20 protein-coding genes are annotated in these 24215 nt (G+C 67.0%); 15 read left to right on the top strand and 5 right to left on the bottom strand.

The genetic code is table 11. The features are described from left to right. Nucleotides 1-127: 127 nt before the first annotated feature. From V8683_RS27095 to V8683_RS27075, 5 genes are all read left to right on the top strand, one after another. Nucleotides 128-1792 (top strand): ABC transporter substrate-binding protein, encoded by a 1665-nt coding sequence (locus tag V8683_RS27095; protein ID WP_411188720.1) that lies wholly within the window; start codon nt 128-130, stop codon nt 1790-1792. Nucleotides 1793-1832: 40 nt separating this feature from the next. Continuing rightward, nucleotides 1833-2864: an ABC transporter permease gene (locus V8683_RS27090; RefSeq protein WP_411188718.1), complete on the top strand. Its 1032-nt coding sequence runs from the start codon at nt 1833-1835 to the stop codon at nt 2862-2864. Continuing rightward, complete coding sequence (locus V8683_RS27085; RefSeq protein ID WP_411188717.1) at nt 2861-3736, top strand: ABC transporter permease; 876 nt, start codon at nt 2861-2863, stop codon at nt 3734-3736. Before V8683_RS27090 ends, V8683_RS27085 begins: the two co-directional genes overlap by 4 nt. Further along, nucleotides 3733-5757, top strand: a complete 2025-nt coding sequence (locus V8683_RS27080; protein WP_411188716.1) for a dipeptide ABC transporter ATP-binding protein — start codon at nt 3733-3735, stop codon at nt 5755-5757. The genes V8683_RS27085 and V8683_RS27080 overlap by 4 nt, the downstream gene beginning before the upstream one ends. 499 nt (nt 5758-6256) lie before the next feature. Continuing rightward, a complete protein-coding gene (locus tag V8683_RS27075) occupies nt 6257-7060 on the top strand; it encodes a hypothetical protein (protein ID WP_411188715.1) in 804 nt (267 codons plus the stop codon). 188 nt (nt 7061-7248) lie between these two features. Here the strand turns inward: V8683_RS27075 and V8683_RS27070 are convergent, their stop codons facing one another. Next, nucleotides 7249-8094: an aldo/keto reductase gene (locus V8683_RS27070; RefSeq protein WP_411188713.1), complete on the bottom strand. Its 846-nt coding sequence runs from the start codon at nt 8092-8094 to the stop codon at nt 7249-7251. A 206-nt stretch (nt 8095-8300) separates the two neighbouring features. Here V8683_RS27070 and V8683_RS27065 point away from each other — a divergent pair, with 206 nt between their 5' ends. After that, a complete protein-coding gene (locus V8683_RS27065) occupies nt 8301-9047 on the top strand; it encodes a GntR family transcriptional regulator (RefSeq protein WP_411188712.1) in 747 nt (248 codons plus the stop codon). 3 nt (nt 9048-9050) lie between these two features. On the opposite strand, the gene V8683_RS27060 is transcribed toward V8683_RS27065, so the two are convergent. Next, nucleotides 9051-10496, bottom strand: coding sequence for a CoA transferase (locus V8683_RS27060; RefSeq protein ID WP_411188711.1), 1446 nt, complete (start codon nt 10494-10496; stop codon nt 9051-9053). Nucleotides 10497-10620: 124 nt separating this feature from the next. Between V8683_RS27060 and V8683_RS27055 the strand changes: the two genes are divergently transcribed. Then, a complete protein-coding gene (locus V8683_RS27055) occupies nt 10621-11847 on the top strand; it encodes a citrate synthase family protein (protein ID WP_411188710.1) in 1227 nt (408 codons plus the stop codon). A 60-nt stretch (nt 11848-11907) separates the two neighbouring features. On the opposite strand, the gene V8683_RS27050 is transcribed toward V8683_RS27055, so the two are convergent. Beyond that, the gene (locus V8683_RS27050; protein ID WP_411188709.1) at nt 11908-12249 is read right to left on the bottom strand and encodes a DUF2917 domain-containing protein; all 342 of its coding nucleotides are present in this window, start codon (nt 12247-12249) and stop codon (nt 11908-11910) included. A gap of 150 nt (nt 12250-12399) precedes the next feature. Between V8683_RS27050 and V8683_RS27045 the strand changes: the two genes are divergently transcribed. From V8683_RS27045 to V8683_RS27035, 3 genes are all read left to right on the top strand, one after another. After that, nucleotides 12400-13830 (top strand): aminotransferase-like domain-containing protein, encoded by a 1431-nt coding sequence (locus V8683_RS27045; RefSeq protein WP_411188708.1) that lies wholly within the window; start codon nt 12400-12402, stop codon nt 13828-13830. Nucleotides 13831-13945: 115 nt separating this feature from the next. Then, nucleotides 13946-15391, top strand: coding sequence for a multidrug transporter subunit MdtD (mdtD, locus tag V8683_RS27040; protein ID WP_411188707.1), 1446 nt, complete (start codon nt 13946-13948; stop codon nt 15389-15391). A 246-nt stretch (nt 15392-15637) separates the two neighbouring features. Next, nucleotides 15638-16915, top strand: coding sequence for an EAL domain-containing protein (locus V8683_RS27035; RefSeq protein WP_411188706.1), 1278 nt, complete (start codon nt 15638-15640; stop codon nt 16913-16915). A gap of 33 nt (nt 16916-16948) precedes the next feature. Here the strand turns inward: V8683_RS27035 and V8683_RS27030 are convergent, their stop codons facing one another. Then, on the bottom strand, nt 16949-17953 hold the full coding sequence (locus tag V8683_RS27030) for a sigma-70 family RNA polymerase sigma factor (RefSeq protein ID WP_411188705.1): 1005 nt from the start codon (nt 17951-17953) through the stop codon (nt 16949-16951). 176 nt (nt 17954-18129) lie between these two features. On the opposite strand from V8683_RS27030, the gene clpP reads away from it, so the two are divergent. Then, entirely contained in the window at nt 18130-18774 is a 645-nt protein-coding gene (gene clpP, locus V8683_RS27025) for an ATP-dependent Clp endopeptidase proteolytic subunit ClpP (protein WP_411188704.1), read from the top strand. Nucleotides 18775-18802: 28 nt separating this feature from the next. Here the strand turns inward: clpP and V8683_RS27020 are convergent, their stop codons facing one another. Next, nucleotides 18803-19432 carry a TetR family transcriptional regulator gene (locus tag V8683_RS27020; RefSeq protein ID WP_411188703.1) on the bottom strand — a complete coding sequence of 210 codons (630 nt, stop codon included), beginning with the start codon at nt 19430-19432 and terminating at the stop codon, nt 18803-18805. 64 nt (nt 19433-19496) lie between these two features. On the opposite strand from V8683_RS27020, the gene V8683_RS27015 reads away from it, so the two are divergent. The 4 genes from V8683_RS27015 to ltrA form a co-directional block, all read left to right on the top strand. Then, nucleotides 19497-20072, top strand: coding sequence for an isochorismatase family protein (locus V8683_RS27015; RefSeq protein WP_411188702.1), 576 nt, complete (start codon nt 19497-19499; stop codon nt 20070-20072). A gap of 529 nt (nt 20073-20601) precedes the next feature. Then, entirely contained in the window at nt 20602-20859 is a 258-nt protein-coding gene (locus V8683_RS27010) for a hypothetical protein (RefSeq protein WP_411188701.1), read from the top strand. 77 nt (nt 20860-20936) lie between these two features. Continuing rightward, nucleotides 20937-21332 carry a hypothetical protein gene (locus tag V8683_RS27005; protein WP_411188700.1) on the top strand — a complete coding sequence of 132 codons (396 nt, stop codon included), beginning with the start codon at nt 20937-20939 and terminating at the stop codon, nt 21330-21332. Nucleotides 21333-22472: 1140 nt separating this feature from the next. Beyond that, a partial coding sequence (gene ltrA / locus V8683_RS27000; RefSeq protein WP_462880699.1) for a group II intron reverse transcriptase/maturase occupies nt 22473-24215 on the top strand: 1743 nt, incomplete at its 3' end.

Here is a 24215-nt window from a genome sequence, read left to right as displayed (position 1 = left end):
GCGCAGGCCCCGCCGGATCGCTTAAACTGGACCCGAATTCGTCGTCTGCCGCACCGCATGCCGCCGTCGCGCCAGTCCAGAGGGCCTGGGCGCGCCCACTCACGGAACCGCACGGGAACCCGCATCGATGAAACGACCGCCGTCTGCCGCCTTCGCCCCCTTTGACTCCTTCGGCACGTCACGGCGCAATGCCGGCGATTACGGCAACCACGCTATCGACGAATACCTCGCCGGCCGCCTCACGCGCCGCGAACTGCTGCGCTACGCAGGCGTGCTGGGCCTGACGGGCCTCGTGGCCACGCTCGCACCTCGCACGGCGCGCGCCGCGCAACAGCCGACCAACCAGACCATCCGCGTGGCGCACCTGATGCCGGCGGGCGCCGTCGATCCGCTCACCGTCACCGACGCGGGCGGTCTCTGCCTGCTCAACCAGACCGGCGAGTTCCTGCTGAACGACGACGCCAACGACCGGCTCCAGCCCGCCCTCGCGCTCTCATGGCAGCCGAACGACAAGGCGGACGTCTGGACCTTCAAGCTGCGCCCGAACGTGAAATTTCATGACGGTCAACCGTTCGGCGCCAAAGACGTGGTGGCGACGTTCGACCGTCTCGCCGACCCGGCGAGCGGCTCGGCGGCACTATCGGTGCTAAAGGGCGTGCTCTCGAAGGGAGCCGCGAAAGTGCTCGACGACCACACGGTCCAGTTCCATCTCGACGCACCGAACGGCAACTTCCCCTACTACGTCTCCTCCGACAATTACAACGCCGTGATCCTGCCGGCGAATTACGCGGGCAACTACGAGAAGAGCTTCGTCGGCACGGGGCCGTTCAAGCTCGAGCACTACCAGCCGCGGCAAGGCGCGAGCTTCGTGCGCAATCCCGACTACTGGGGCGAAAAGGCGCTGCCCGCGCGCGTGCAGTTCGCGTTCTACGCCGACGAGCCGGCCCAGATCCTCGCCCTGCAGGGCCAGCAGGCCGACGTCATGGGCACGTTCACCGTACAGGGTGGTTTCGGCATCCTGAACAATCCCGACTTCAAGGTGATCGGCGTGCGCTCCAGCGCGCACCGCCAGATCCACATGCGCAACGACGTGCCCACCTTTCGCGACAAACGCGTGCGCCAGGCGCTGGCTCTCGCGCTCGATCGCGACGTGATGGTGCGCGGGCTCTTCAAGGGCCGCGCGGTGGTCGGCAACGACAGCCCGTTCGCACCGGTGTTCCCGTCGACGGCGACCACCGTGCCGCAGCGCGCGCTGAATGTCGCGAAGGCACGCGAATTGCTCGCTCAGGCCGGCGTGGCAAACGGCTTCGACGTGACGCTGACGACCGAGAAGTACATGGAGATTCCCGACCTGGCCGTGGTTGTGCAGAACGCGGCGAAAGCGATCGGCGTGCGCATCGCGCTGAAGGTCGAGAGCCAGGGGCAGTACTACGGTGCAGGCACGTACGGCAAATCGGACTGGCTGGACTCGCCGCTCGGCATGACCGACTACGGCCATCGCGGCGTGCCGAATGTGTTCCTCAACGCGCCGCTCACGAGCGGCGGCACGTGGAATGCTGCGCACTTTCGCAACGCGCAGTACGACAAGCTCGTGGCCGACTTCGTCGCGACGCTCGACGTCGCGGCGCAGAAAAAGGTCGCGGCACAGATCGAAACGCTGCTGCTCGAGGAGACGCCTGTGATCATTCCATACTTCTACGACCAGTTGATCGCGCAGCGCACCGCGCTGCAAGGCATGCGCTTCACGGCGCTCGCGCAGCTCTACTTCGACCGCGCCACGCTCGCTGCATGATCCGCCCACGGCGCCCCGCGCCGACCGCTCCTGGAGTCCGATGGCTACGCAGTTGACGAGTCCGCCCCGATCGCCTCATTCGCCACGGACGGCGACCCGTACGAGACGCGCCGCGGGCGCATTGTGCTTTTTCGCGCGCCGCGCAGGCTGGGCGCTCTTTACGCTCTGGCTCCTCTCCGTGCTCGTGTTCGCGGGCGGCCAGCTACTGCCCGGCGACATTGGCCGAGCGGTGCTGGGACCGCTCGCCGACGCGCGCGCCGTCGCGGCCCTCGATCATCAGCTCGGCGCGGATCGCCCCGCGATCGGGCAGTACCTCGTCTGGATGGCCCACGCGCTGCGCGGCGACTTCGGCATGTCGTGGAGCTACCGCCAGCCGGTCGCCCCATTCGTCGGCGCGGCGCTGCTGCAGTCGGCCAGGCTCGGCCTCTGCGCGTTCGTCGTGGTCGTGCCGCTCGGCATCGGCGGCGGGGTCTGGGCCGCGCTGCACGCGGGCCGCTGGCTCGACCGCGCGATCAGCACGCTCGGCCTGTGCGCGAGCGCCGTGCCCGAGTTCGTCTCGGCGATCGTGCTGATCCTCGTGTTCGGCGTATGGCTGCGCTGGCTGCCCATCGAAGCCGTCGCGCCGCCCGGCGCCGGTGTGCTCGAAACGCTGCGGCATCTGCTGCTGCCCGTGCTGCCACTGGTCTTCGTCTTCTTCGGCTATCTCGCGCGCATGACGCGCGCGGGCATGCTGGGCGCACTCGATGCCGACTACACGCGCACCGCGATCCTCAAAGGCCTGCCCCGCCGCGTCGTGATCATGCGGCATGTGCTGCGCAACGCGCTCCTGCCCACCGTCACCGTCGCGGCGACGCAGCTCGGCTATCTGATCGGCGGGCTCGTCGTCGTGGAAACGCTGTTCCGCTATCCCGGCATCGGCTCGCTGATCTACAACGCCGCGCGAGCGAAGGATTTTCCGCTGCTGGAAGCCGGCGTGCTGGCCATCGGCGCAGTCTATACGCTGGCCAACCTCGGCGCCGATGCGCTGCACGCACTGCTCGATCCGCGGCTGCGCACGACAGGACACGCATGAACGACACCGTCACCGACTCCTCGATTGCTCCGCCCGACCACGCCGCCGAACGCTTCGGTCTCCTGCGCGAGCTGTTGCGCTCCCCCGCATTCGTCGCAGGCACGCTGATCGTGCTGGGGTGGATCGTGTGCGCGCTCGCGGGGCAATGGCTCGCGCCGTTCGACCCCTATGCGTCCGACCCGCTCGGCTCGCTCATGCCGCCCGATCATACGCACTGGTGCGGCACCGATCAGTTGGGCCGCGACATCTGCTCGCGCGTGATCGCGGGCGCGCGCGACATCCTTACGATCGCACCGCTCGCCACGCTCGCGGGCACCCTGACAGGCACCGCGCTCGGTCTCGTTACAGGCTACTTCGAAGGTTTCGCGGGCAGCCTCATTGCGCGCATGCTCGACGCGGTGCTCGCGCTGCCGCTCGTGATCGTCGCGCTGATGGTGCTCGCCGCCGTGGGCGCCTCGAATCTCGCGGTGATTCTCGTGATCGGCCTTACCTTCGCGCCGCTGATCGCACGCACGGTGCGCGCCGCGGTGCTGGCCGAGCGTCACCTGGACTACGTCGCCGCGGCGCGTCTGCGCGGCGAGCGCGCTCCCTATGTGATGTTCGCGGAGATCCTGCCTAACGTGTGGCCGCCCATCGTCGTGGAGGCGACGGTACGGCTGAGCTACGCGATCTTTGCCGTCGCGACGCTCTCGTTCCTCGGCTTCGGCATCCAGCCGCCCTCAGCCGACTGGGGCCTCGCGCTCGCCGAATCGTATGCGCTGCTCGCGGGCGGCGCGTGGTGGACCGTCGCCTTCGACGCGCTGGCCATCGCCTCGCTCGTGGTGGCCGTGAACCTGATCGCCGACAGCCTGCGCGAGGCGCTCGAATCATGAACGCGCGGCACAACAGCGGGGGCGCCAAAGACGATGCCCTCGTGCTGGTCGGCCTCACGGTGGCCTATCGCGTGAAAGGCCGCGAGCGCGACGTGCTCACCGACGTCTCGCTGCGCATCCGCCAGGGCGAAGCCTATGGGCTCGTCGGCGAATCGGGCTGCGGCAAGTCGACGGTCGCGCTCGCCGCGCTGCGCTATCTGCCGCGCAATGGCCGCGTGAAGGCCGGGCGCATCGCGATCGCCGGCGCCGACGTGCTCGCGCTCGACGCCGACGGCCTGCGCCGCTTGCGCGCCGGTGCCGTATCGATGGTTTATCAGGACCCCGCGAGTGCGCTCAATCCCTCGCTCACGATCGCGCGCCAACTGAGCGAGGCTTTCGAGGCAGCGGGCGCGAGCCCGGCGGACGCACTCGCGCGTTCGCCCGAGATGCTCGGACGCGTGCGTATTGCCGATCCGGCACGCGTGATGGCGAGCTACCCGCATCAGCTTTCCGGCGGAATGCAGCAGCGCGTGGTGATCGCGATGGCGCTCGCGTCGAACCCGTCGCTCCTGATTCTCGACGAACCCACCACCGGACTCGACGCCACCGTCGAAGCCGAAGTGCTGGCATTGATCGCGCAATTGCGCGCCGAGATCGGCATGGCGGTGCTGCTCATCAGCCACGATCTGGCCGTGATCGGCAAGATGTGCGAGCGCGTCGGCGTGCTGTATGCGGGACGTCTCGTCGAGGAAGGCGACACGCGCGACGTCTTCGCGCGCGCACGCCATCCCTACACGGTGGGCCTGCTGCGCTGCCTGCCCACACGCGGACGCAGCAAGGACGAAGGGCCGCTCGACACGATTGCGGGCGAGCCCCCTGCGCCCGGCACGCTGGCGCACGGCTGCGTGTATGCGCCGCGCTGCCGCCTTGCCGACGCGCGCTGCGTCGAGCAGGCGCCGCCCCCACATCGCCTGGACGCGCCGCATGGCGCGCAGATGGCGCGCTGCCACTATCACGAGCGCGCCATGGAGCTGCCGCCCGCCGAACCGGCGAGCACGCACGCGCCGGCTGCCCCTGCCGAACCCGAGGTGGTCCTGCGCGCAGTCGACGTATCGCATACGTTCGGCCAGGGCAGCGAGGCCGTGCGCGCGCTCGACGGCGTCTCGATCGACTTGCGCTCGGGCGAGACGCTCGGCCTCGTCGGCGAGTCGGGCAGCGGCAAGACCACGCTCGCGAAGCTGCTGCTAGGCCTCTACGCGCCCGACTCGGGCGGGCGCATCGAACTCGCGGGCGAGACCTTGCCGGCCCGCGTCGGGCGGCGCAGCAAGAAGCAGCTCGAAGCGCTGCGGCTCGTGTTCCAGCATCCGGATGCCTCGCTCAATCGCGCGCTGCCGGTCGAACGCCTGATCGGCCGGGCACTCGCCCGCACCACCGGAACCGACGCTCCCGACGAAACGCGGCTCGCCGCCCTGCTCGACGCGGTCCGCGTGCCCCTGCGCTATCTCACGGCGCGCTCGCGCCAGCTTTCGGGCGGCCTCAGGCAGCGCGTGGCGATCGCCCAGGCTTTCGCGGGCGAGCCGCGCGTGGTGATCTGCGACGAACCGACTTCGGCACTCGACGTTTCGGTGCAGGCCGCGATCCTGAATTTGCTTGCGCGCCTGCAGCGCGAACGCCGCGTGAGCTATCTCTTCATTTCGCACGACCTCGACGTCGTGCGCTACCTCGCCGATCGCGTGATGGTCCTCTACGCGGGCCAGGTGGTCGAGATAGGCCCGACCGGCGCGCTGTTCGGCGCACCGAGCCATCCGTATACAGAAACGCTGCTCGCCGCGCGAGCTTTGCGCGAACGCGAGGCGTTCGATGCACGGGCGCCGGCGACCGGCTGTGTCTTCTGTGCGCAATGCCCGCGCCGCATCGGCACGATCTGCGATGAAGAGGCGCCGCCGTTCGCGCCAGCGAGCGATGGACATCTCATACGCTGCCATATTCCCGTCGCCGAACTGCGCGTGCTGCAGGACGACGCGAACGCCGCGCAAAAGTAGCGCCGAAGCGGGCGGCGTCGTGCTCGTCTGCAACGAAAACACTCGCGCCACGCGCCCGCGTTTCATCGTCGAAACGTTTTCAGCGATTTTTCCTGCACACAAGCGCTACAAACATTGTTAAGTGGCGCTGCGGGGCGGGTCTGCGGCCGATGGCATGGAACTCGCTATATCGTTTTCAGGCATCCGGCCGCTGCCCTTGACGTGATACCGCGGGTCGTCAGGTCAGGCCAGCGGATGGCCGGTAGCACGATGCACTTGTTTTCTGCCGCCCCGCCCCCGCGGGCTACGACAACCAGCAAGGAGTCCTGCCTATCCGGCCGCCCGCCGATTCGTCGGCCGGATGTCCTGCAGACCGCTCCCGCCGGCTATGCTGCGCATGCTGGCGCCGTGCGATCACGACCTGACGGGGGTCGGCGTGTGTGCGCAACCGCACGCTGCCAGACATAAGGCGCACGAGAGGCAACGGCTGCAACATGCCGCTGCCTCCCGGGAGAAAGCAATGAACAATACGACCATTCATCAGTACTACTATCGGATAACCCGGGGAGCCGCGGCGTGCGTGGTCGGTGCGAGCCTGTTGCTGCCCGCGCTCGCGGCGCACGCCGGGGATAGCGAAGACGTCGACGCGCAACTGATCATCGGCGCCGCTCCCGCGCTGACGGCGAGCGGCGCGCAAGCTACGTCCCCCGTGGTGCAAATCGCCCAGACCGACGCTTCCGGCGCCGATGGGGCGTCCGGTTCCGGCGCGCTGGCCGCAGACGTCGCCGCGGTATTCGCGCTAGACGACACCTGCGCCGGCAAGCGAGGCGGCTGCGGCGGATCGGGCGGATCGGGTGGATCGGGCAACAGCGGTGGCGGCGCGGGCGCGGGTGCGGCCGGCGCAGGTTCCAGCGGCTCGGCAGGCGCGGCCGGCAGCAGCGGCAGCGCAGGGCACGGAGGGTCGAGCGGCGGAGGCAGCTCCGGCGGTGGGAGCGGCAGTTCTGGCGGCGGCGGTAGCTCCGGTGGTGGGGGCGGCAGTTCCGGCGGCGGCGGTAGCTCCGGTGGTGGTGGTAACTCCGGCGGCGGCGGCAACTCAGGTGGAGGCGGTAGCTCCGGCAGTTCCGGCGGCTGCGGTTGCGGTGGCGCGGCAGGAGGGGCTGGCGCAGCCGGCGGCGGGTTTGGCGGCAGCGCTGGCGGTGGCTTCGGTGGCGGTTTCGGCGGTGGCTTTGGTGGTGGTTTCGGCAGCGGCCACGGCAACAGCGGCAGTGGCCATGGCGGCGGCAGTGGCCACGGCGGCGGTCACGGCGGCGGCGGTGGTCATTGACCTCGCACGGCGGTGCGCACGCACCACCTCAGCTCCCCCGAATGGGCGCGATGGCCGATCGCGCCTTTCCAGGCAACGGCGGCGGTCTCCCGGTCCCCCGGCCGGGAACCGCCGCCGGGGACCGGATGCCGGCTTCCCCTGCTGTCTGCTCGCAACGCGCTTTCGTCTGAATCGCCTTTAAAGCATTCTCAGAGCATTTCGAGCGGCCGCTTGCCGCGTGGCGGTTTGAAGTACGTGTCGAGCGCAGCGTAGTCCTGCGGGCTCAGGACGAGATCGAGCGCCGCGCGATTGTCGCGCACGTGTTCGATGCGCGCCGCCTTGGGAATCGCACACACGCCCGGCTGACGCAGCACCCAGGCCATTGCGACCTGATACACCGACACGCCGTGCGCCTGAGCGATGTCGTCGAGCGGCGAACGCTTCGGCAGCCGCGCATGATCGACGGGGCTATACGCCATCACCGGCATGCGATGCTCCGCGCTCCAGGGCAGCAGATCGAATTCCGCGCCGCGCCGCGCGACGTTGTAGAGAATCTGGTTCGTTGCGCAAGCCTCTCCGCCTGACACGTCGAAGAGCGCTTCCATGTCGCCGGTATCGAAATTACTCACGCCCCAGTGGCGGATCTTGCCCGCGCGCGCGAGCGCCGCGAAGCCCTCGACCGTTTCCTCGAGCGGCACGCCGCCGGGCCAGTGCAGCAGATAGAGGTCGAGCCGGTCGGTGCCGAGGCGCTTGAGGCTGGCCTCGCAGGCCGTCTGCACGCCGCGCCGGCTCGCGTTGTGCGGATACACCTTGCTCACGAGAAACGCTTCGTCGCGCAGGCCCCGCAAGGCCTCGCCGACCAGCAGTTCGGTTGCGCCGTCACCGTACATCTCGGCGGTGTCGATGAGCGTCATGCCGAGCGCAATGCCCTCGCGCAGCGCGGCGATCTCTTCGCCGCGTCGCGCGGCGCGCTCGCCCATCTCCCACGTGCCCTGGCCGAGCTTCGGAATGCGTTCGCCATCGGGCAGTGCGACGCTGGGCAGTTCGGTAGTCATGTTGGCTGGCTCCTTGCACCGCGCCCGAACCGCCTGCGCGGCGAAAAGCGGCAACGGTCGAGCGCGAAGACACGCGAAGTATCGCGTAAGGAACCAGTGTAGCGCCTCGCACAGCACCGGATCATGCGCGCCTCCGTAACTCGCCCATTAGCGAACTGATGCGCCTATGTCATAAAATTGCCGTTCGCCTTTCATGCCCGTTTCCCATGAACGCACTCACGGAAGACCGCTGGCGCGATCTGCGCCCGGACCCGGACAACGATACGCCGCTCTATCTGCAGCTCGCACGCAAGCTGAGCACCGCCATTCACGAGAACCGCTGGAACGCCGGCGAGGCGCTGCCGTCCGAGCGCGTGCTGGCCGACGCGCTCGGCGTCTCGCGCATCACGGCGCGCAAGGCGATTGCGCTCCTCGTCGAGCAGGGGTTGATCCGCCGCACGCAGGGCGCAGGCAGTTTCATCACGCCGCGCTACGAAGATCCGCTCTCGCGCCTCACGAGCTTCAGCGAGATGCTGCGCCAGCGCGGCTTCACGCCCAGCTCGCGCTGGCTCTCGCGCGAAATCCAGCCGGCCAGCCGCGACGAAGTGATCCAGCTCGGCCTCTCGCCCGCGGCCGCTGTCACACGGCTGAAACGTCTGCGGCTCGCGGACGGCATCGTCATGGCCGTGGAAAATTCCACCTTTCCGGCCGCGCTGATTCCCGATCCGGGCGCGATCGGCGATTCGCTCTACAGCTTTCTGGAACAGCGCGGCCTTGCGATCGTGCGCGCGTTGCAGCACTTTCGCGCCGTCAATGCGAGCGAGGAAATCGCGCAGCAGATGAGCATCGCGCGCAACGAAGCGCTCCTGCTCATCACGCGCGTGGGCTACACGGCCGACCAGCGCGCCATCGAGCTCACCGACACCTACTGCCGCAACGACTATTACGATTTCGTTGCGGAGCTGCGCAAGTAGGCTTCAGGCGGAGCAGCCGGGCCACGCGGGCGCATCGGTGCCGATTGGCACGGGCGGTCGGGCGAAATGCGCCGGCGTGAGCGAGAGCCGCTCGGCGCTGGCCGCCACCCGCAGCCGCCCGAACGGCGAGTCCATGGTTTCGAGGCAATCGGCCACGTCCTGCGCCTGCGGGTCGGGCACGCGCTGGCCCTCCTCCACCCTGCCCATCGTTTGCAGCCAGCGCCCCGTCTGCGCGAGCGAGACGCGCACGTGCCAACTGCCGCCTTCCGTGGCACGACGCGCGAGCGCAACCATCGCACCGAACGCCGCCAGATAGCCCGTTGCATGATCGAGCGCCTGGCAAGGCAGCGGCCGCGGCGCCTCGAACGGCTCGACACCGCTGCCGCGCGAAGCCTCCACGCTCTCTGCCCAGACGATGCCGCTCGCGGACTGCACGAGACTGTCGAAGCCACGCCGCTCGCGCCACGGCCCGCGATGGCCATAGGCGCTGACCGAAACGCACACGATGCCGGGCCGCAAACGCGCCAGCTCCTCGGGCGCGAAGCCGCGCGCGGCGAGCGCGCCGGGGCGGTACGACTGCAGGAAAACGTCGGCGTCGCGCGCGAGCTCGCGCAGCGCCTCACATCCCGCGCGCTCGCGCAGATCGAGCGTGGTGGAGCGTTTGCCGCGGCCGTTGTCGATCACGAGCGGCGCGATATTGGGCAGATGCGCGCCGTTCACGAGCAGCACGTCGGCGCCATGCGAGGCGAGCGTGCGGCCTGCCACCGGCCCCGCGATGATGCGCGTGAGGTCCAGCACGCGCACGCCTTCGAGCGGACGCAAGCGGTCCGCATGGCCTGCGCGCTCGAACGGTGCCCTGGGCATCTCGCGCGGCGCATCGCCAATACGCTCGATCTCGAACAGCGGCAGGTTCGCAATGGCCTTGGCCTGCTCGAGCGCGGCCCACTCGCGCGGCGAACGAATGAGCGCCGCGCAGAGGCCGGCCTGCGCGAGCGCGCTGTCGAGCTCGGCGCCGTCCCAGCCGCGGATGGCCGCGGCCACGGTCTCGCGCTCGCCCGTGCAGCCGAGCACGCGCAGAATCCCTTCGAGGTGGTGGGCAAAGTTCGCATGAAGCTGAATCCAGCGGCCGTCGCGCGTCGCGAAGTAGCCCGTCACCGGATGACTCAGTTCGATCGGCGGCCCGCCCTCCACGCTCAGATAGCGCTCGCTGCGAAACGCCGCGAGCGCGCGGCGCACGTCGACGTCCACGCGCTGCGCCTCGCCGCTGCGCATGCGGTGAAGCTGCGCCGCCGCGAGCCCCGCCGCGCCGATCGTCGCCGCCGCCAGCGTGCCGACGCGAAATACCGATGGCAGTCCCGGGTCTTCACCCTCGATCTGCAGCATGTCGAGCGCGGCAGGATCGCAATCGGCCAGCATCCAGAGGTGTTCGAGCGCGTCGCGGGGCGTCATGGCGGCCACTCCTTCGAATTCGTGGGAAGTGCCACCGAGTCTAGTTTCATGGTGGACAAGCAATCAATCTTGATTAATATAATCAATATAGATTGATTTTTCGGGTTTTCCCACGCGAGCCACCATGTCCAGCTATATGACCGCAGCCGAAGCCGCCGACACGCTCGGCATCAGCCGGGCCACGCTCTACGCCTACGTGAGCCGCGGGCTGCTCTCCTCCGCGCCCGCGGCCGTTGGCCGCCAGAACCGCTACTCCGCCGCCGAAGTGCGCCGCCTCGCGCGCCGCAAGGCCGACGGCAAGCGCGCCGGCAAGGTCGCGCAGAAAGTGCTGGACTGGGGCGTGCCCGTGCTCGAATCGTCGATCACGCTCATCGCCGACGGCAAGCTGCGCTATCGCGGCCAGGACGCCGTCGAACTCGCCCGGCACGCCACGCTAGAGGAAGTCGCCGCGCTGCTCTGGGAATGCTCTCCGCGCCGGATCATGGAGGCACCGCCCACACCCATCACGGCGGCGCAATGGGCCGCGTGGCTCAAGCTCTGGAGCGCGCATACGCCGGTCGAACGCGCGCTCGTGCTGCTGCCGGCCGCCGCCGCGCAGATGCCGCGCGTCTGGGCGCAAGGCCGGGACGCGCAGATCGATACGGGTTCGATATTGATGCGCCTGCTGGCCGCCGCGCTAATTTCCGCGGCGCCGTCGAACGAGCCGCTGCACCGCCAGCTTGCGTCGGCCTGGGGCCTGAGATCGCGCGCGCAGGCCGAGCTGCTGCGCGCGGCGCTGGTGCTGTGCGCCGATCATGAATTGAATGCCTCGACGTTCTCGGTCCGCTGCATCGTCTCGACCGGCATGCATCTGTTCGGCGCCGCGGCAGGCGGCCTGGCGGCGCTGGCGGGCCCGCGCCACGGCGGCGAGACGGTGCGCGTGGCCGCGCTCTTCGACGACGCCGCGCGCGCCGGCGACCTGCATCGCTTTCTCGCGGAGCGCCTCGTGCCCGACGAGCACGGCATGGCCGCGCGGCTCGCCGGCTTCGGCCATCCGCTTTATCCGGAGGGCGATCCGCGCGCGCGGCTGCTGCTCGACCAGCTTGCGCAGCGCGCGCCGGCGCGTTCGGCGATGGGCGAGATCGATGCGCTTGCACAAGCCGTGGCCGAAACCACGAGCGCTCGCCCGACCCTCGATTTCGCGCTGGCAGCTATCGAACGCGTGCTCGAACTGCCGCGCGGCGCGGCCTTCACGCTGTTCGCCGCGGGCCGCGTAACGGGCTGGATCGCGCACGCGCTGGAGCAGATTGCCGATGGACGGTTGATCCGTCCTCGCGCGCGCTATGTGGGGGAGTTTGCCGAAGCGGGCTGAAGCGGAGCCCAGGCGGCGAGCCAGGCGCTTACGTGGCTACCTGGCTACCTGGCCCACAGGCTAGCCCGCTGCCCGCGTGCGCCAGCCGCTACGCGAGGCCCAGCCGCGCAACGCCCCGGCAAGCGTGGCCGCGAAGCCGGGCACCTCGACCGGGCGCGTTGCCCCCGACGCACCGCCCAACGCCATCATGAAGCGCGCCCCCGCGCTCCCTGCGCTGAGGCGCACGGCGATCCCGCCCGCAAGCTCCAGCGATTCGCCCTTGCGCAGCCAGTAGTCGCTCGCATCGCCGTCCATCGTCAGCCAAAGCTCGCCTTCGGTCACATGCAGTTGCAGCGGCTGCGCCAGCCGCCAGGTCTGCACGGGCTCCTGATGTTCCAGCTCGAAAACACGGATTTCGCGCATCGCTTCGCTCCTTGAATGCCCTTCCCGGTTGAAGCATTATTGCGGTCAGCGCCACCGTAACCCATGCACAGTTCCGAACAGTTCGTTCGGAACTGTGCAGTCAAAAAACCGGACAGTTATCCCGCTGCCGGCTGAAGCCGCGAGGCCCGCATGAAACTCGAACTCGACCGCGCAAGCCAGGTTCCGCTCACCGACCAGATCGTCGCCGGCGTGCAGGACTGGATCCGCTCGCGCTCGGCGCATCCCGGCGCACGCCTGCCGTCGATCCGCCAGTTCGCCACCGACTACCGCATCAGCCGCTTTCCCGTGATCGAGGCCTACGACCGTCTCGTCTCGCTCGGCTATCTCGACTCGCGGCACGGCTCGGGCTTCTACGTGAGCGAACACGCCCAGGCGGGCATGGCCGGCATGGGCACCTGCGACCCCGCGAACGCCGCCGACGAATCGGGCCACCTGCTCTCCGCGCTCAACCGGCCCGGCGAAGTGCTGCAGCTCGACAGCGGCTCGATCCCGCAGGCCTGGCGCGACCTCGATGCGATCGGCCAGGCGATCCGCCATGTCTCGCGCACCGACCCGACGAGTCTCGTCGACTACGGTTCGCCGCTCGGCGAAGCGACGCTGCGCGAGCATCTGCGCAACCGGCTCGCACCGCTCGGCATCGTCGCCGATACGCAGCAGATCCTCATTACCGAAGGCGCGAGCGAGGGCCTCGATCTGCTGATCCGCTACATGCTCAAGCCCGGCGACACGGTGTTCGTGGAAGACCCCGGCTACTACAACCTCTACGGCCTCCTGAAGCTGCACGGCGTCAAGCTCGTCGGCATCCGGCGCACGGCCATCGGTCCGGACCTCGACCACCTGCATGCGATGCTGGCCGAACACCGGCCGCGCGCGTACTTCGTCAACACCGTGTTCCATAACCCGACCGGCACGACGATCACGCCGCCCGTCGCCTTCCGCTTGCTGCAGCTCGCACGCGAGCACCGCTTCACGATCGTCGAGGACGACATCTACGCCGACTTCCAGGCCGATCCCACCGACCGCCTCGCCGCACTCGACCAGTTCGAGCACGTGGTGTACGTGGCGGGGCTGTCGAAAACGCTGTCGTCTTCGCTGCGCGTGGGTTATGTCGTCGCCCGCCCCGAGGTGACGCGCGATCTCGCGTCCATCAAGGCGCTCACCACCATCAGCGGCTCGCGCTTCACCCAGGCCGTGGCCGCCACGCTGCTCGAGCGCGGCGCCTATCGCAAGTACCTCGAACGATTGCGGCGGCGCATGGCGGAGGCGCTCGGCAACGCCACGCGCACGCTGGACGATCACGGCTGGGAACTCTTCGCCCGGCCGGCGGGCGGCGTCTTCACCGGCAAGTTCGGCGGCAAGTTCGTCTGTGCGCGCGTCCCGCACATCGAGGATTCGGCGAAGCTCGCGGCATGCGCCGAGGCCTTCGGCGTCACCGTGTCGCCGGGTAGCCACTTCCGGCCGCACGGCGAGACAAGCCCGTGGATCCGCATCAATGCGGCGCTCGTGCTCGATCCGCGCGCCCAGGCGTTCTTCACGGCGGCGGCGAGGCTGGACGCCTGACTCCAGGCTGCGACCGTTCCCCGAGCCCCCATGGCGTCCCGCCCGACTGCGGCCGTACGCCGTTTTCCCTACAATGGCGGCTGCCAGCCAACCGCCTGAGCGCCCCCGCCGCCCCATGTCCGCCCCCGCCAGCCAGACGCCCGCCGCCACGCCCTCGCCCCGTTCGCTGTCCGTCATGCTGTGGCTCGTCGCCACCGGCTTCTTCATGCAGACCCTCGACTCGACCATCGTCAACACGGCGCTGCCCGCCATGGCGACGAGCCTCGGCGAGCGCCCGCTCAGCATGCAGTCGGTCGTGATCGCGTATTCGCTGACGATGGCCGTGATGATCCCGGTCTCCGGCTGGCTCGCCGACAAGCTCGGCACGCGCCGCGTGTTCCTCGGCGCGATCCTCGTGTTCACGGTGGGCTCGCTGCTGTGCGCGGGCTCGCACACGCTCATGCAGCTCGTGCTCTCGCGCATCGCGCAAGGCGTGGGCGGCGCGATGCTGCTGCCGGTCGGACGGCTCGCCGTGCTGCGCACCTTTCCCGCCGAACGCTATCTGCCCGCGCTCTCGTTCGTCGCGATTCCCGGCCTGATCGGCCCGCTGATCGGCCCGACGCTGGGCGGCTGGCTCGTGCAGATCGCTTCGTGGCACTGGATCTTTCTCATCAACGTGCCCGTGGGCGTGGTGGGCTGCATCGCCACGTTCATCTTCATGCCCGACAGCCGCAACCCCGACACGCCGCGCTTCGACCTGCCCGGCTACCTGCTGCTCGTGACGGGCATGGTGACGATCTCGTTCGCGCTCGACGGCCGCGCCGAGCTCGGCATCCAGGAAGCCGCCGTGCTCGTGCTGCTGATCCTCTCGCTGGCCGCGTTCGTCGCCTACGGGCTGCACGCCGTGCGCACGCCGCGCCCCATCTTCTCGCTCGACCTCTTCAAGATCCACACGTTCAGCGTGGGGCTGCTCGGCAACATGTTCGCGCGCATCGGCAGCGGCGCGATGCCGTATCTGATTCCGCTCCTGCTGCAGGTCGCGCTTGGCTACACGCCGTTCGAAGCGGGCCTCATGATGCTGCCCACGGCCGCCGCCGGCATGTTCTCCAAGCGGCTCGTGACGCGCCTCATCATGCGCTACGGCTACCGTCAGGTGCTCGTGGCGAATACCGTGCTCGTGGGACTCGCGATGGCGAGCTTCGCGCTCTCCACGCCCGGCGAACCGCTGTGGCTGCGCATCGTGCAGCTCGCGATCTTCGGCAGCGTGAACTCGATGCAATTCACCGCGATGAACACGCTCACGCTCAAGGATCTCGGCACGGGCGGCGCGAGCAGCGGCAACAGCCTGTTCTCGCTCGTGCAGATGCTTTCGATGAGCCTCGGCGTGACCGTCGCCGGCGCGCTTCTCACGACCTTCACCGGGCTCGTCCGCCACGCCACGGGCTCAAGCGTGGTTCCCGCCTTCCACGCCACGTTCATCTGTGTGGGCATCATCACGGCCGCTTCGTCGTGGATCTTCGGGCAGCTCGCGCCCGACCTGCGGCACACGGCGAAGAAAACCGATCCGTCCGAGCGGACCTAGCGGGCATGGAAGACGCGCAGGAGAGGCGTAAGAACATCGTTGTGCGCACAGCCGCCGCGCACCGCTGCAGTGCATGCAGCGACTGCGCGGTGCGTGGATGCTCGACGCGCGGGCCAGGCGCCACGCCGTGCGGTACCGCAGCATGCCGCCCGGCGCGCCTGTTCCCGAACGCGCATACTTTTTGCTGACCTATCCTGTAAACTTGACGCTTCGGCGTAGCGTCCCGAGCGCACGCCTTCCCTCGATATGACGACGAGCATGATCGACCTCGATCCCCCCGGCTTCCAGTCGCGCCCTGTCGCGGGCGTGGAAGGCGCCCGCCGCACCGTGCTGTACAGCAGCTACACCGTGTTCAGCGTGTTCCAGCCGGTGTTCTCGGTTGCCCACCGCCGCGCGATCGGCTATCACGCCACGCTGCGCGCGCACGACGAGCACGGCATGCAGGTGCCGTCGCAGGAAGTGTTCACGCAGGCCGCGCGCCGCGGCGACCTGCTGGAGCTCGGCCGTCTCGCCGAATCGCTGCACCTCGGCAACTTCAATGCGTTCGATTCGCATGACGAATGGCTCTTCCTGAGCCTGCACCCCGCCGCGCTCATGGATACGAGCTATGGCGACGCCCTGCTCGCCGGCCTCAAGACGCTCGGGCTGCAGCCGCAGCGCGTGGTGCTCGAAGTGTCGGAGCAGGCGGGCGGCGAAAACTCGCGCTTTGCGGAAATCATCGACGGGCTGCGCAAGAGCGGTTTCGTGATCGCGCTGGACGGCTTCGGCGCGAAGCACTCGAACATCGACCGCGTCTGGCAGCTACGCCCCGACATCGTCACGCTCGACCGCAGCCTGCTCATGCAGGCAAGCCGCCACGCGCACATCGAACGCGTGCTGCCCGGCCTCGTCTCGATGCTGCACGAGTCCGGCCAGCTCGTGCTGGTGGGCGGGCTCTCGACGGAGCGCGACGCGCTGATCGCGCTGGAAAGCAATGCCGACTTCGTGCAGGGCGCGTATTTCGCGCGCCCCGAAGTCGAGCCGGTGCCGCCGACCACGGCCGCGCGGCTGATGGACGAGCTCTCGGCAGCGCTGCGCGAGCGCGTGACCCAGCGCGAACGGGCGCAGTCGCTGCGCCTCGCGCCTTATGTGAGCGCCATGGAAGCGGCTGCCGCAAAGCTCGACGCGGGAGCATCCATGAACGACGCCACACCGGGGCTGCTCGAACTCCAGGAAACGGCGCGCTGCTTCCTGCTGGACGCGTCGGGCCGCCAGATCGGCGACAACGTGGTGCCCGAAGGCCGCACGACGCAGCGGACCAAGCGCTTTCGCCCGCTGCTGCATTCGGAAGGCGCGAGCTGGGAGCGGCGCCCCTACTTCATCGGCGCGATGCGCGCGCCGGGCAGCGTGCATCTCACGCCGCCCTATTTGTCGATCAACGAAGCGCACCTGTGCGTGACCGCGTCGATCGCGGCGCAGACGCCGCACGGCCTGCAGGTACTGTGCGTGGACATCAACTGGGAAGTGACCGCCCAGCGCGGTTAAGACGCGTCCAACAATGCGCGCCCCAAGGTACCGCTAGCCGACGAGCACGCCGCCGACGCCCAGCGCCGGCGGCTGCGCCACCAGCGGCGCCGCACCGCTGCCCGACGCCACCTCCGCCAGCAACCGGCGCACCGCCGCGCCCCCGAAGACGCGATTGGCTTCCTGCAGCGCGGTTGTATTCACGCTCATTTCAATGCACAGCATCGGTTCGGCAGAGCCAGCGGTCGCGACACGCACGCGCAGCCACGCCGTCAGCTCGCCGTTTTCGGCGACGAGCGCGATGCCCGGCTCGCCTTCGAGCGTCAGCGCCTCGGCATGCAGCGCGCCTTGCTCCATGGCCGTCATCGACACGTCGAGCACCGCCGCCTTTTCCACGCGCTGCGGCCCCGCAACCGCCAACCCGAGCAATTCCATCAGCCCCGCCCGGTCCTGGGCTTCGAGTACCTCGCGTAGCCGCTCCACCACGCGCGCCTGCTGTGCGGGGTCGGCCGGCGCCTCGGACGCCCGGCGCACCTCCGGAGCCCGCGCGAGCCGCGCCCTCGCCCGATGCACGATCTGGCGGCAATGCGCGCTCGTGCAGCCCACCAGCGCCGCAATCTCGGCGTAATCGCACTCGAACGCCTCGCGCAGCACGAACGCGGCCCGCTCGACGGGGCCAAGCCGCGCCAGCAGCGTGAGCCACGCTTCGGCGAGGCGCGCGGCACGCAGCCCCGCCTCCTCGGCCGAGGGTGCGACGTCGTCGAGCCACGGCTGCGTGAGCCGCGCGAGCGCCTCGCCTTCGCGCTCGCGGCGCAGGCGCCGCAACCGGTCGATCGCGAGGCGCACCGTCACCGTCGTGAGCCAGGCCTGCGGCGCGCGCACGCTTTCGGCGTCGGCTTCCCGCCAGCGCAGCCAGGCGTCCTGCACGACGTCCTCGGCCTCCGCGCGGCTGCCCAGCACCCGCGCCGCCAGCGCGAGCAGCCGGGCACGCAGGGCGTCAAAGGTGGCGGCCGCGCGCCCGGCGCCCGATTCGCGGGTTTCGTCTGCACTCTGCGTCATTCGCATTGCTCCTTCGCCTCAAGAGGATTGCCGATGTTCCACGCATGAGACGTCTGGCGACGCCCGGATGTGACAGGCGGCCGGAAAAATATTCTCGTCACGAAGCGCACTAGCCACGCGTCATGGCAGCGGCGACGCAAAACATCACGCCGCTCCCTTCCACCGCGAGGATATCCATGCCCCCCCATAACACGCATCATGCTTCAATGCGCCCGAGCGCGCTCAATCTCGTGCCCACCGTCATCGAAACGTCCGGGCGCGGCGAGCGCGCCTACGACATCTATTCGCGCCTGCTGCGCGAGCGCATCGTGTTTCTCGTGGGGCCCGTGAACGAGCAGACGGCCAGCCTCGTCGTCGCGCAACTGCTCTTTCTCGAAGCCGAGAACCCGGAAAAGGACATCAGCCTGTACATCAATTCGCCGGGCGGCTCGGTGTACGACGGTCTCGCGATCTACGACACGATGGCGTTCATCAAGCCCGACGTTTCGACGCTATGCACCGGGTTCGCCGCGAGCATGGGCACTTCTCTGCTTGCCGCGGGCGCACCCGGCAAACGCTACGCACTGCCAAATGCACGCATCATGATTCATCAGCCTTCGGGCGGCAGCCAGGGCACGGCCGCCGACATCGAAATCCAGGCGCGCGAGGTGCTGTACCAGCGCGAGCGCCTGAACGCCATGCTGGCCGAACGCACGGGCAGGAGCATCGAGCAGATCGTGAAGGACACGGACCGCGACAACTACATGTCCGCCGAGGCAGCCGCCCAATATGGGCTGATCGACCGCGTGATCGGCTCGCGCGACGAGCAGCTTGCGCGCTAGCGCCCAGGGCTCGACCGGCTCACGCGGCTCAACCGAGCCTGGCGGCGAGCCACGCCGAAAGCACGCCCTTGTACTCGGCAACGAGCAGTTTGCGCTCCTTCGGCTTCGCCGCCGCGTAGAGCGGATTGAGGCTCTTGATGATCTGCAGCATCACCTCGGCGACGCGGAAGGCCTCGTCGGCGGCGAGTGTTTCGTCGTAGCGCGCGAACAGCGCCGCGAAGCGCTCGCGCAGGCGGTTGCGCGCCGCCGCGTCGCGCCGGAAGCCCAGCGGGACCGAAAGCAGCGGCAGATACGCGGGATAGTCGGCCATCAGCTCGACCATCATGTCGAAGAGCCGCTCGACGAGCTCGGCGAGCGGCAGTCGCCCAGGATGCGTGCCTTCGGCATCGATTAGCGCGCTCCAGCGCGCGTCGATCTCGTCGCCGTAGCGCTTGCGCAGCGCGAACGCCAGCGCCTCCTTGTTCGGAAAGTACTGATACGCCGCGCCGATCGACACACCGGCCTGCTGCGCGATCTGCGTCATCGTCGCGCTTTCGAAGCCGCGTTGCGCAAACGCGTCCCCCGCCGCGTCGAGCAGCGCCTCGACCGTGCGCGCCGCGCGTTCCTGGCGCGGCACGCGCCGCGAAGCGGTGGGATCGTCCGCCGGACCTGCCGCCATATCTGAAGCCTCCCTCACATCTGGTGTATCATTATCTGAGCCCATCCTCACATACAGGTGCCCCATGACGCAAGCCCTCTCTTTGGACCCGAGCCGCACGGCGCTCGTGATGATCGATCTCCAGCACGGCATCGTGGGCCGCCCGCTCGCGCCGTATGGCGGCCAGCAGGTGGTGGCGCACGCGAAGCAGCTTGCCGACGCGATGCGCGCCAAGGGCGCGGCCATCGTATGGGTACGCGTGCTGCTCAATGAACTGCACTTCCCCCAGGCCGACGTTTCCATGCGCGCGCCCGACGCGCCGCCCGCGCCCGCCGAGGCTTCGGAGCTCGTGCCGGAAACCGGCGTGCAAGCTGGCGACCTCGTCGTTTCGAAACGCCAGTGGGGTGCGTTCTACGGCACGGATCTCGAACTGCAACTGCGCCGGCGCGGCATCGACACGATCGTGCTGGGCGGCATCGCGACGAACTTCGGCGTCGAATCGACGGCGCGCGCGGCCTACGATCGCGGCTTCCGGCTCGTGTTCGTCGAAGACGCCACGTCGAGCCTCGCCGAGGACATGCATCGCTTCACGTTCGAGAAGCTGTTCCCGTACATGGGACATGTGCGCTCGACGCAGCAGGTGATCGACGCACTCGGCTGAAGATCTGAACGTGCAAATGAAAAAGCCCTCGACCTGAAAATCGAGGGCTTTTTTGCGAGTGCCGCGCAAGGCGGCACGGACCGCGGAAAGGGCGACTGTCTAGTGACAAAAAAGTTTGGAATGCAGCGCGCTAATGTTTGTGACGAACACAATGCCTACTTCGCTGCCGCGACCATCAGTTGGCACTTCAACATATGGCCGGGCGCATACTTAGGCGACGTACATATAACAATTTAAGTATGTCCTGAGACTGCCGCTCGAATCTCGTCCAGGCGAAGGCCTTTTGAAAGCAATTTTCCTAACATTAAAGACACGCGCTGCGTTCTGACGTGACCGGTGCGGCACCACGTTCTCGCTAACTTCTGACACAACCACGAATGCGCGAGGTTCCAAAATTGCGAACTGCGTACGTGTCTCTCTCACTACCCGGGTGCATGTCGAGAAGAAAAATCAGCAATAAACCTTGCACGTCGCGGGGCCGTACACTACGTGTTTGGATAGGGTCGACCCTTTCAGGAGGATATCTGCCATGCTCGAATATCAGGATAGGGTCGTGCAGGAAGTCGCGGCCTGCACCTGCGATCGCTGCCAGCGCCGCATCACGCCCGACGATCCGGACTGGCATGAAAAGCTGTCGATCGCGTTCCAGGGCGGCTATGGGTCGATCTTTGGCGATGGTTGTCCGGTCGCAATCGATCTGTGCCAGCAGTGCGTGAAGGAAACGCTCGGCCCGTGGCTGCGGATCACGCGGCCCTCGTGGCTTTCGCTTGCGGATCACTCAGCCTGAGTCGTGTCGACTTCTGTTGGAATCCGGGCCGCTTCGGGGCACCTTTTCTCAAACGTTCATGTCAGCGAGACTCGACCATGACGAAAGCACGCAAACCTGACGAGGCCCCGCTCGCGCGGGCTGCTCGCGACAACCCAGAATTGCCGTCTGCGTTTGTGGCCGACACGCTGCAGGGCCGTGCCGAATCGACGGCTGAACAAACCACGCCTTACAGCCTCGAGGGCAAGCCGATGACCGTGGCCGAACTGATTGCCGAGCTGGGCCGGTTCTCACCCGATGCGCGGGTGGTCGTACCGCACTTCTACGGCGGGTTTTCCGATCTGGCGTCCGTGTACGCCGAGCCGATCCGGCGTGCGGCTCGCGCGTCAATGGCCGATGCCGCTCACGAAGGGGCCGATGCACTGGTCGATGGCCCGTTCGTGGCCGACGAAACGGCGATCGTGCTCGACACTGCCGGCCGGCGCAGTGAGTAAGCTCGATGCTGCTGTTTCTCGACACGGAATATGCTGACATCCCAATCCCCACGGCATCTCGTAGAGATACCCCACACGGCCGAGTGCGATGCGGCCACGTCTTTCTGGCTGATTGGTGTGAAAAGGGATATCGCCTCTGCAACTGGCGAAAAGATTATGCCCAATCATCGCCTGAATCAGTTAAGCGCCCCATAAGCCAGGCTTTTCGGCAAACCGTGATCGCCTTAATCAGCCAGACTCAGTGAATCCACGGTAATCACCCTCGTCATAAACCCGCATGTCAAATGATGGACGTATGAGCATCTGGAAGTCTGTCATCGAGCGACAGGCAGCTCAGACCGTACGTGCAGAAGGCAAGATCAACAAGCGACCGTCTGTGTGCTTGTCGCGCTTAAGCCCCGATGCGCTCACACGTCTGCCCCCCTTATCGGACAAACGCGCGAACGAACCAATTGGCCGACAGCGCTCAGGCGACGACGAGATCAACCGGAGCAGGTCCACGAATCACCACTGGCAAGGCCTTCGAGTTGCGACTTGAGGTCGCGTAGTTCGTTGTTTTATCGCCGAAGTCTGGCGACAGAAAACCGGGCATTCCGTTGCCCGTAGCCTACCGGTGCATGCGAGATTGGTAACGATCTGGTGTGAAGCCACCGGGACAAAGTAACCCGGCGAAAGCCACGCTTGAGTCGTGAGGCTGATGCGCGTCTGCTAGTGCCAATGCGGATGGGGTGCAAGGCTGGATGGCATGGTTAACACACGTGAACTGTCGCTAAACGTCGTCACTTTGAAGGGCCAAAGGTACTGATAGGCCCCGCCCAACATGGGAAGTAGTGGGACTGCTCTCTCTTGAATGGGGCAGCACGGACACCAGCACTACCGGCGGACAGACAGAACCTAAACCATTCGTGCGAACCACGCGGAACAAGGAAACCCCGTATCGCCGCCCATTGGGCAGGTTAACCGTAAGGAAAACTGTTGGTGATGCGGGCATGGGAGTGCAGAGAAAGCGAACGCTGTCCTGTAACCGGACGGATAGGGATTGAGTCGCGAGGCAACATCATCCCACGCGAAAGCGGGCAGACTTCTGCATGGTCTTTCGTCACGAGAGAGCTTGAGTAACCGTCAAAGGAGGAGATGCAGATGACTGGGCAGAAGTTCCGCACAGGTGCGTCCTCCGATCTAGCCATTCACTGGCACGGCATTGATTGGGCCAGATGTTATCGCGAGGTCCGACGGCTGCAGGCGCGTATTGTGAAGGCTACACAGGACGGCAAGCGCGGGAAGGTGAAAGCCTTACAGTGGTTGCTGACCCACTCGTTCAGCGGCAAGGCACTCGCCGTCAGACGGGTGACTGAGAATCAGGGAAAACGGACGCCGGGCGTGGACGGCATCACATGGTCCACACCGAAGTCCAGACTCGAAGCAGTGTCGTCACTCAAACGGCGTGGCTACCGGCCGCGTCCGCTGAGACGGATATATATCCCCAAGGCCGATGGGACAAAAATGCGGCCGCTAGGAATTCCATGCATGGTCGACAGGGCGCAGCAGGCGCTATATCTGCTTGCCCTGGAGCCCGTTGCGGAGACCGAGGCTGACCCGAATTCCTATGGATTCCGCGTCAGCCGATCCGCCGCCGATGCAATCGAGCAGTGCTTCATTGCGCTGGGCCGCCCCGAGTGCGCGCGGTGGATTCTGGAGGCCGATATCCGTAGCTGCTTTGACGAAATTTCGCACGACTGGCTGGTCGCCCACATCCCCATGGACAAAGCGATTCTGCTGAGGTGGTTGAAGGCTGGCTACCTTCACAACCATGTCTTTCACGCAACGGAAGCGGGTACCCCACAAGGGGGCATTATCTCGCCGACGTTAATGAATATGACTTTGGATGGACTAGAACGGATGCTGCTATCGAAGTTCCGCAAGCACGTTCGCGATGCGTCCAAGGTCAATCTCATTCGGTATGCAGACGACTTTATCATCACCGGTGCAACGAAAGACGTGCTGGTCAATGAAGTTCGTCCGATGGTCGAGCAGTTTCTGGCGCAACGTGGCTTGTCACTATCGCCGGAGAAGACCCGGATCACGCATATCGACGAGGGATTCAACTTCCTCGGCATGAATGTTCGCAAGTATGGTGGCAAGCTGTTGATCAAGCCTGCCCGAAAGAGCATTCAGCGCTTCCTGCGCAAGCTGCGGGGAGTCGTGAAAGGCAGCGCGGCGCTACGACAGGATCTACTGATCCGTGTGCTCAATCCACTGATTCGCGGATGGGCGAACTATCATCGTCAAGTTGTGGCGAAACAGATCTTCAGCGCAGTTGGTCACGCGATCTGGCAGTGTCTATGGCGCTGGGCGCGGCGTCGGCATCCGAACAAAGGCGCACGCTGGGTACAACGGAAATATTTCTGGACCGTTGGTGCACAGCGCTGGGTTTTTGGAACGACCACCGGCAAAACGCTCAGCACGGGAAAGCCTGAACTCCTGACGCTATACGATATTGCCAGCACGCCGATCCGGCGGCACCGGAAAATCCAGGCGGTCGCTAACCCGTTCGACCCGCAGTGGGAAAGCTATTTTGAAGCTCGACTTGGCAACATGATGGCGGACTCCCTCAAAGGCCGGACGCGGCTGATCCGGTTGTGGCTCGCACAGGACCGGGCCTGTCCAGTTTGCTGTCAGATGATTACGAAATCCAGTGGGTGGCGTCTGTTCCACGAGATTCGTAAAATCGACGGTGGCACGGATGCGGTCGGTAACCTGAAGATGCTACATCCGGACTGCCACCGGAACGCGCGTGCTCTCAGACACTCAGTTGTGGAACCGGCTTATTCCTTAAAGGCCAGTTCAAAAAGAGCCCGGAAGGGCTGTTTACTTTCCCGTGAA

Source organism: Paraburkholderia sp. AV2 (assembly GCF_054968425.1).
Note: the sequence above shows the minus strand (reverse complement) of the source record. Positions and strands in the feature narration are given on the sequence as shown.

Bases quoted from the DNA above. Each gene is read 5' to 3' on its own strand.
- V8683_RS27095 (WP_411188720.1), top strand. From the start codon at position 128: ATGAAACGACCGCCGTCTGCCGCCTTCGCCCCCTTTGACTCCTTCGGC.
- V8683_RS27090 (WP_411188718.1), top strand. From the start codon at position 1,833: ATGGCTACGCAGTTGACGAGTCCGCCCCGATCGCCTCATTCGCCACGG.
- V8683_RS27085 (WP_411188717.1), top strand. From the start codon at position 2,861: ATGAACGACACCGTCACCGACTCCTCGATTGCTCCGCCCGACCACGCC.
- V8683_RS27080 (WP_411188716.1), top strand. From the start codon at position 3,733: ATGAACGCGCGGCACAACAGCGGGGGCGCCAAAGACGATGCCCTCGTG.
- V8683_RS27075 (WP_411188715.1), top strand. From the start codon at position 6,257: ATGAACAATACGACCATTCATCAGTACTACTATCGGATAACCCGGGGA.
- V8683_RS27070 (WP_411188713.1), bottom strand. From the start codon at position 8,094: ATGACTACCGAACTGCCCAGCGTCGCACTGCCCGATGGCGAACGCATT.
- V8683_RS27065 (WP_411188712.1), top strand. From the start codon at position 8,301: ATGAACGCACTCACGGAAGACCGCTGGCGCGATCTGCGCCCGGACCCG.
- V8683_RS27060 (WP_411188711.1), bottom strand. From the start codon at position 10,496: ATGACGCCCCGCGACGCGCTCGAACACCTCTGGATGCTGGCCGATTGC.
- V8683_RS27055 (WP_411188710.1), top strand. From the start codon at position 10,621: ATGTCCAGCTATATGACCGCAGCCGAAGCCGCCGACACGCTCGGCATC.
- V8683_RS27050 (WP_411188709.1), bottom strand. From the start codon at position 12,249: ATGCGCGAAATCCGTGTTTTCGAGCTGGAACATCAGGAGCCCGTGCAG.
- V8683_RS27045 (WP_411188708.1), top strand. From the start codon at position 12,400: ATGAAACTCGAACTCGACCGCGCAAGCCAGGTTCCGCTCACCGACCAG.
- mdtD (WP_411188707.1), top strand. From the start codon at position 13,946: ATGTCCGCCCCCGCCAGCCAGACGCCCGCCGCCACGCCCTCGCCCCGT.
- V8683_RS27035 (WP_411188706.1), top strand. From the start codon at position 15,638: ATGACGACGAGCATGATCGACCTCGATCCCCCCGGCTTCCAGTCGCGC.
- V8683_RS27030 (WP_411188705.1), bottom strand. From the start codon at position 17,953: ATGACGCAGAGTGCAGACGAAACCCGCGAATCGGGCGCCGGGCGCGCG.
- clpP (WP_411188704.1), top strand. From the start codon at position 18,130: ATGCCCCCCCATAACACGCATCATGCTTCAATGCGCCCGAGCGCGCTC.
- V8683_RS27020 (WP_411188703.1), bottom strand. From the start codon at position 19,432: ATGGCGGCAGGTCCGGCGGACGATCCCACCGCTTCGCGGCGCGTGCCG.
- V8683_RS27015 (WP_411188702.1), top strand. From the start codon at position 19,497: ATGACGCAAGCCCTCTCTTTGGACCCGAGCCGCACGGCGCTCGTGATG.
- V8683_RS27010 (WP_411188701.1), top strand. From the start codon at position 20,602: ATGCTCGAATATCAGGATAGGGTCGTGCAGGAAGTCGCGGCCTGCACC.
- V8683_RS27005 (WP_411188700.1), top strand. From the start codon at position 20,937: ATGACGAAAGCACGCAAACCTGACGAGGCCCCGCTCGCGCGGGCTGCT.